Origin of the sequence: Neomegalonema sp. (assembly GCF_028688855.1) — a bacterium.
Taxonomy (GTDB): domain Bacteria; phylum Pseudomonadota; class Alphaproteobacteria; order Rhodobacterales; family Rhodobacteraceae; genus Neomegalonema.
In genome coordinates this window covers 1-3,515 of the sequence record NZ_JAQTXI010000048.1, presented here as the reverse complement: position 1 = coordinate 3,515, position 3,515 = coordinate 1, and the positions used below count along the sequence as shown (strand labels likewise).

At 41.8% G+C, this 3,515-nt stretch carries 2 protein-coding genes; one reads left to right on the top strand and one right to left on the bottom strand.

Translation table 11 applies throughout. The features are described from left to right. The first annotated feature begins 404 nt into the window (after nt 1–404). Complete coding sequence (locus tag PHN62_RS17400; protein WP_300152708.1) at nt 405–1,637, top strand: replication initiation factor domain-containing protein; 1,233 nt, start codon at nt 405–407, stop codon at nt 1,635–1,637. A 293-nt stretch (nt 1,638–1,930) separates the two neighbouring features. Here PHN62_RS17400 and PHN62_RS17395 read toward each other — a convergent pair whose 3' ends face one another. Continuing rightward, nucleotides 1,931–2,368: a hypothetical protein gene (locus PHN62_RS17395; RefSeq protein WP_300152706.1), complete on the bottom strand. Its 438-nt coding sequence runs from the start codon at nt 2,366–2,368 to the stop codon at nt 1,931–1,933. Between the last annotated feature and the right edge of the window lie 1,147 nt (nt 2,369–3,515).

Below are 3,515 nucleotides of genomic sequence, written 5' to 3'. Positions count from 1 at the left end.
TAGTTATAATTTTCAGTGAATTTAGTGCTTGACTCTATCCCTAGCGATATTTATTTATTCGGATTAAATTTAATCCGAAGCGTTAAATTTAACGCTGCATATGATTACAGGTAATCAGTTACATGTAACACCTTATATAATCAGTCGCTTGCTTAAATTTGCAGATTTTTATATTATTAACTTAAGCCTCAAAAGGAAAACGGGCTAAGTGGTGGAACACTTAGCCCGTTAATACGCAACACACAATCAAGCAGACTAATTCAATCGATAAGAGTCTTCGTCTGCTCAACCCAAAGGTATTACGTTATGAGTAATATATTATCTTCAAAAGTAGATATTTTCAACCGATTTGTATCAAAATCATTAATTTGTAACGGATTAGTTGTGAAGGGCATGGTGCAATCATGTCGTTAAGCAACCTGTTACTGATGTCAGATGCTGATTTTCTCAGCTCATTCACAAGCCTTCCCTGTACTTCAAGTTTTTGGTCAAAGCAACGCGAAGATTTAGTGCGCGAGATATTTACACGTCTCGGTTCTTTGAATTTAGCGAGGCTGTCGGCGGTAGTTACCCCCCCTAGTAATACGGGGGTAAACTTAAATACACCACTGACTGCGGCAAAAATCGATTATCTAACTATCACGTTCACTCAGGACTACTTCGGAATTTCGGTCGATAAAAAAGACTTGTCAAATGAGGATGTTAGAGTGATAGAAATGACGGTTCGTAAACGCATCTGTCCATTATTGGAAGTGGATATAAGCGAAGTGAGGAAGGGTTACAACAACTATCAGTATTCGGTGAATCTGTTATCCAAGGGTTCAGGCAAGTCGTTGGGCTTTGTGGCATGGGGCGGGGTGTATCAGCGTGGAACGTGGGCACTGACGCTCAAAGGCGATTACTGCGAGTACGGACGCTCAGGGTGGGAAACAAATTTGTATGCGTGGATAAAAAGAGAATTTGTTTCCCAGGGAAGGCGGGCAAAGATAACGCGGGTAGATTTGGCACACGACGATTACACAGGAAAAAACTACAGCGTCGATAAAGCTCATAAGGATTACCTAGACGGATTGTTTAAGCTAGCGCACGGGGGCAGAAGTCCACGCATGGAACGGCGTAACTGGGATAATCCACATGAGGGGAGAACGTTCTATGTTGGGACTCGCGAGGGTGGAAAGCTCTTGCGCGTGTACGAAAAAGGAAAGCAATTAGGTGGGCAAGACTCAAACTGGGTGCGGATAGAAGTGGAATTACACAGCACACACAGACAAATACCGCTTGAGATATTATTGAGCTGCGGTGACTACTTGGCGGGCGCATACCCAGCACTGAGCTGGATTTGTGAAGAACAAAGCAGAATTAAAACATTTCTGAAATCTGCTAAGACAACGCTGGAGAAGTCGTTACGTAACTTTATTACGCAATGCGGAACACGCCTTAAGTTGTTTCGTAATATAGGTGTGGATTTGAGGACATTAGAAAGAGACGCATCGACCCCAACAGGCTTATCAAAAAATATCCAAGACTTGAATATTTACGCAGAATCACCAGAAAACCTGAAAAACTTGCTTTTAAGTATGTTTGGAACAAATAAGGACGCAATCGGCACAGAGGATGACTTCATCTTTGAGCCGTAAAAGTCTCAAAAATGAGACGTACTTGGCACTGAGCTGATAAATCCTGTAAACTTTTTACGACAGGATGTTTTATTATGCGCTTGTTTTTGTTATAATAAACGCATTAGAAGCGCAATATGTGTGATTGGAAGACTAGCACATGCCGCGCTGCTGCTGGGAGTCAACTTTAACCGAACATAACCAACACCCAGCAGAAAACAATAATAATAACTTTTGATAATTTTTCCGCTTACTGGTAAGGGTCAAGAATTAAGGTGAATTAGACTCTAACCAACACCTTAACCAGTAAGTAATCACTTCTTAATTTCCGCTTCCAATTCCTCGATTAAAGTCCGCACATTTGCCCAGCGTGGTGATGTCGGGTGAATTTTATCTTTATACCTCCGAATTACCGCTTCTAAGTGTGCAATTTTTTCGCTTTTGGTTTGTAACGACTCAAGCGCAGCGTGTAACGCAATCTCTTGAGGTGATTTAACAATCTCCAAAAAAGGCAGATTAAGACTTTCATCCGCTGCAGAAGGTGAAGAATTGCTCGTGATTAAAGTGAGTTGTGGCGCAGGCTCATCCTCATCGGGTAGTTCAGCCAGATGCTTTTCAATTAAAGCCATAACAGCCCGCGCTTTTCCCTTGGGCACTTTATTTAAATAAAGCAGAACCTCTTTTTCCCGAGATTCAGGGATTCTGATGACCTTTGTAACTTCGCTGAATTTTGCCTTTCTGCCAGGTTTCATGATTACGTCCTCTGATTTAATCCCGTCAACTAATTCGTAACTTAATTGTAGTGTTGTAACGTAATGTTGTCAATGTATTGTAACGAATTAAAGGAAGCAGATATATGCTAATGTTTAATAAAGAATTTTAATTGTAACGAATTAATTTTTATTTTGTTACGGAATAAAGAAGGAATAGGCGACCCTCCAAGTACGTCTCATTTTTGAGACTTTTTGAGCCGTTAAGAAAAGGAACGAATTGTGGGGTGTGCTAGCGTGACGACCGGGAGAGGGAGGATACGCGCACACCCCACAATTCGTTGAACGATGAGCCAAGTACGTGCCATTTTTGGCACTCGGGGATGGATGGGGTATTAATATTACTCAGTATTATCATAGACTTAGAGTGAATGATGAAGTGTTTAAGTCCGCAGAATTATCGAGAGAGTAACTAGTGTCAAGCTCGGCTCGTCGGATGCGGGTGATAACCGAGTTAGTAGCGTCGGGTGAGGTAGCAGGGTCTAGCCGCGAATGCGGCGGTGGGAAATACTGCGTACTTTCCTAGCCAAGGAATCCCGACGCGGTGGGCAGCAGGGTCTCCAGCATCCGTCGAACGGGCTTGACACCATGACAAACAAATACACTTATTAATGCCTTAAGAGGGGTAATCCTCTTAAGGCTTAATAACATGTGTAATTTTTAGAACTGATGAGTTCTCGTGATTTTGACAATCACCTATTCCAGCTTTTAAAGGTTTGAAGAAAAGGACATCCCAAAGGCAACGCCGTTCTTTTCTGAAAAAGTCGAGCAGTTATTTGTTGTGTGGTGATTTCCATCGGAAATCACTTTAGCAGTAGAAGGTTTGAGAAAAAGGACATCCCAAAGGCAACGCCGTTCTTTTTCGAAAAAGTCGAGCAGTTGTTAGTGTAGTTAGCGCATAGCGCGTGCAGATTTTAAAGGTTCTTCAGGTATTTTAACGCTAACTTGTTAGAGTTGCGCCGCAAGCGGCGGGTCTAACATGAGGGAGCTGACGGGCTTGGATAGTTATAATTTTCAGTGAATTTAGTGCTTGACTCTATCCCTAGCGATATTTATTTATTCGGATTAAATTTAATCCGAAGCGTTAAATTTAACGCTGCATATGATTACAGGTAATCAGTTACATGTA

Bases quoted from the DNA above. Each gene is read 5' to 3' on its own strand.
- PHN62_RS17400 (WP_300152708.1), top strand. From the start codon at position 405: ATGTCGTTAAGCAACCTGTTACTGATGTCAGATGCTGATTTTCTCAGC.
- PHN62_RS17395 (WP_300152706.1), bottom strand. From the start codon at position 2,368: ATGAAACCTGGCAGAAAGGCAAAATTCAGCGAAGTTACAAAGGTCATC.